Annotated in this window: 3 protein-coding genes; all 3 read right to left on the bottom strand. The window is 70.1% G+C overall.

The features are described 5' to 3' along the window. The coding region (locus L995_RS22160) for an efflux RND transporter permease subunit (RefSeq protein WP_047473735.1) at positions 1-1,161 on the bottom strand (1,161 nt) is incomplete at its 3' end. Positions 1,162-1,172: 11 nt separating this feature from the next. Continuing rightward, positions 1,173-2,543 carry an efflux RND transporter periplasmic adaptor subunit gene (locus L995_RS22155; RefSeq protein WP_047473734.1) on the bottom strand — a complete coding sequence of 457 codons (1,371 nt, stop codon included), beginning with the start codon at positions 2,541-2,543 and terminating at the stop codon, positions 1,173-1,175. Positions 2,544-2,573: 30 nt separating this feature from the next. Continuing rightward, on the bottom strand, positions 2,574-3,098 hold a 525-nt coding region (locus L995_RS22150), incomplete at its 5' end, for a TolC family protein (protein WP_047473733.1).

Here is a 3,098-nt window from a genome sequence, read left to right as displayed (position 1 = left end):
CACCATGCCCGTGAAGGTGAACAGCATGGACAGCGGGATGATCAGCGCCGTGATCAGCGCCGCGCGCAGATTGCCCAGGAACAGGAAGAGGATGACCACCACCAGGGCCGCGCCCTCCACCAGGTTCTTCTTGACCGTGGCGATGGCCTTGTCCACCAGGTTGGTGCGGTCGTAGACGGTGATGGCCTTGACGCCCGGGGGCAGGCCCCGGTTGATCTCGGCCATGCGCTGGTCCACGGCGCGCGAGACGGTTCGGCTGTTCTCGCCGATCAGCATGAACACCGTGCCCAGCACCACCTCGCGGCCGTTGTCGGTGGCCGCGCCCGTGCGCAGCTCCTGGCCCAGGCCGACCTCGGCCAGATCGCGGATGCGGATGGGCTGGCCCTGGGCCGAGCCCACGATGACCTCGCGGATGTCGGCGATGCCGCCGACCTGGCCCGGCGCGCGGATCAGGTACTGCTCGCCCTGGCGCTCGATGTAGCCCGCACCCACATTGGCGTTGTTGCGCTGCAGGGCGGTGACGATGTCGGCCAGCGTGAAGCCGTAGGCGGCCAGCTTCTCGGGCGCGGGCGCCACCAGGTACTCCTTGGCGTAGCCGCCGATGGAGTTGATCTCGGTGACGCCGGGCACGTTGCGCAGCTGCGGCTTGATGACCCAGTCCTGGATCTCGCGCAGGTCCATGGGCGTGTAGGGCGTGCCGTCGGGCTTTTTCGCACCGTCCTCGGCCTCCACGGTCCACAGGTAGATCTCGCCCAGGCCCGTGGAGATGGGGCCCAGCGTGGGCGTGATGCCCGCAGGCAGGCTGTCGCGCGCCTGCTGTATGCGCTCGCCCACCAGTTGCCGTGCGAAGTAGATGTCCGTGCCGTCCTTGAACACCACGGTGACCTGGGACAGGCCGTAGCGCGACAGCGAGCGCGTCTGCTCCAGGTGGGGCAGGCCGGCCATCACCGTCTCTATGGGATAGGTGACGCGCTGCTCGGTCTCCAGCGGCGAGTAGCCGCTGGCCTGGGTGTTGATCTGCACCTGGACATTGGTGATGTCGGGCACGGCGTCGATGGGCAGGCGCTGGTAGTTGTAGATGCCCAGCCCGGCCATGGCCAGCACGGCCAGCAGGACCAGCCAGCGCTGCTCTATGGCGAATCGGATGATGCGTTCAAACATGGACTCTCCGATCAGTGGCTGTGTTCGGCGCTGGCCTTGCCCAGCTCGGCCTTGAGCATGAAGCTGCCCTCGGCCACGTAGGATTGGCCGGGCTTGAGGCCTTCGAGCACCTCGGTGGCCTTGCCATCGCTGCGGCCCACGCGCACGGGCTGGGCGCGGAAACCGCCCTGCACGGGCACGAAGACCACGGTCTGCTGCTCCATCTTCTGCAGTGCCTGCGTGGCCACGGCCAGCGGCGCCTGCCGGGACGATGCCGTCAGCTCCACATTCACGAACAGGCCCGGGCGCCACACGCCGTCGGGGTTGGGCAGGGTGATGCGCGCGGGGGCCGTGCGCGTGTCCTGGCCGATCAGGGCGCCCACATAGGCCACCTCGCCCGTGGCCGAGGAGTCGAAGGCCGTGGCGCGCACCGTGGCCTTCTCGCCCACGCGCACGGCGGGCAGGTCGGGCGCGGCCACGCGCATCTCGGCCCAGACGCTGCGCAGGTCGGAGATGGTGAAGACCTGGGTGGTGTCCTGCACGGCCTCGCCCACGGACAGGTGCTTTTCCACGATCACGCCGTCAAACGGCGCGCGCAGCTCGAAGCGGTTGAGCCCGCCCGCACCACCGCCGGCACCGGCGCCCGTGGCGGCCAGCTTCTGCTGGGCGTTGGAGACGGCGATCTCGGCCTCGCGCAGCGCCTGGCGCGCCTGCAGGTAGTCCTGCTCGGCCGAGACCTTTTCCTCCCACAGCTGCTTTTCACGTGCGTAGGTGGTGCGGGCCAGCTCCAGGCGCTTGCTGGCGGCCAGCAGTTCGCTGCGCTGCTCGGAGACGGCGGCGCTGCTGAGCACGGCCAGCAGCTGGCCCTTCTTCACGTTCTGGCCCAGGTTGGCGGGAACGCTCTCGGCAATGCCGGCCACGCGCGGCACGACGTGGGCCGTGCGGTCTTCGTTGAAGCGGATCTCCCCGGGCAGCTGCAGCACGGAGCGCACGGTGGCCGGGCCGGCCTCGGCCAGGCGCACGCCGGCCGCCTGCATGCGCTGGGCGTCCATGGCGATCAGGCCTTCGTCGTCGCCATGGCCGGCTTCTGCAGCCGGTTTGGCGGCAGGTTGGGCGGCAGGCTTGGCCTCGGCTTTTTCCGCCTTGGAATCTTCATGGTGTTCATCGTCGGCATGGCCTTCATCGTGCTTGTGGCCATCTCCGGCTGCAGCGCCGTGGTGCTCGCCATCGGCATGGCCTGCGGCCTCGCTGTGGCCGTGGCCATGGCTGTCGGCCTTGGCGGCACCCGGCGGGCCGCTGCGCAGGATCAGCGTAGCGGCCAGCGCACCCACGGCCAGGATGACGGCAATGGCCACAAGGGTGCGGCGCGGTGCCAGGGGGGAGGAGGAGGGCTTGTTGTTCATGGTCTGGATGCAATCAGGTGGCTATCGGGGTCAGAGGCCGGCTTCTGTGCCGAGCAGGCGGTCGATGTCGGCGGCGGCGCGGTGCGTGGCCAGCAGCTGGTCCAGGTACTGGCTACGCGCCTCGGACCAGGTGCGTTGTGCGTCCAGCACGTCGAGGTAGCCGAACTTGCCCAGCGCAAAGCCGCGCGAGGCCAGCTCGTAGGCCGTGCGCGCCGTGGGCAGCACCTCCTCGGCCAGCTGGCGCGCCTGCTCGCGGCTGGACTGCAGCAGCTCGCGCGCCTCGAACAGCTGGGCCTGCAGCTGAACGCGCGTGGCCAGCAACTGCTCCTCGGCCTGGTCGGCCAGGCGCAGGGCCTGCAGCTGGTTGCCCCGGTTGCTGTCGAGCACGGGCAGGGGCACGGAGACGCCGACCACGAGCTGGTTGCGCCCGACCTCGGTGGCGCGCTTGACGCCCAGGCTGACGGTGGGATCGGGCAGGCGGCGCGCACGCTCCAGGTCGGCCGTGGCGCGGCTTTGCTCCAGCGCCTGGCGCGCACGCAGCACGGCGGGACGCGG

The sequence above is a fragment of the Delftia sp. ZNC0008 genome, from assembly GCF_000799035.1.
Taxonomy (GTDB): Bacteria; Pseudomonadota; Gammaproteobacteria; order Burkholderiales; family Burkholderiaceae_C; genus Comamonas; species Comamonas tsuruhatensis.
This window is presented reverse-complemented; position numbering and strand designations above follow the sequence as displayed.

What these genes read in the sequence shown, in the direction of transcription:
- L995_RS22155 (WP_047473734.1), bottom strand. Translation starts at nt 2,543, where the DNA reads ATGAACAACAAGCCCTCCTCCTCCCCCCTGGCACCGCGCCGCACCCTT.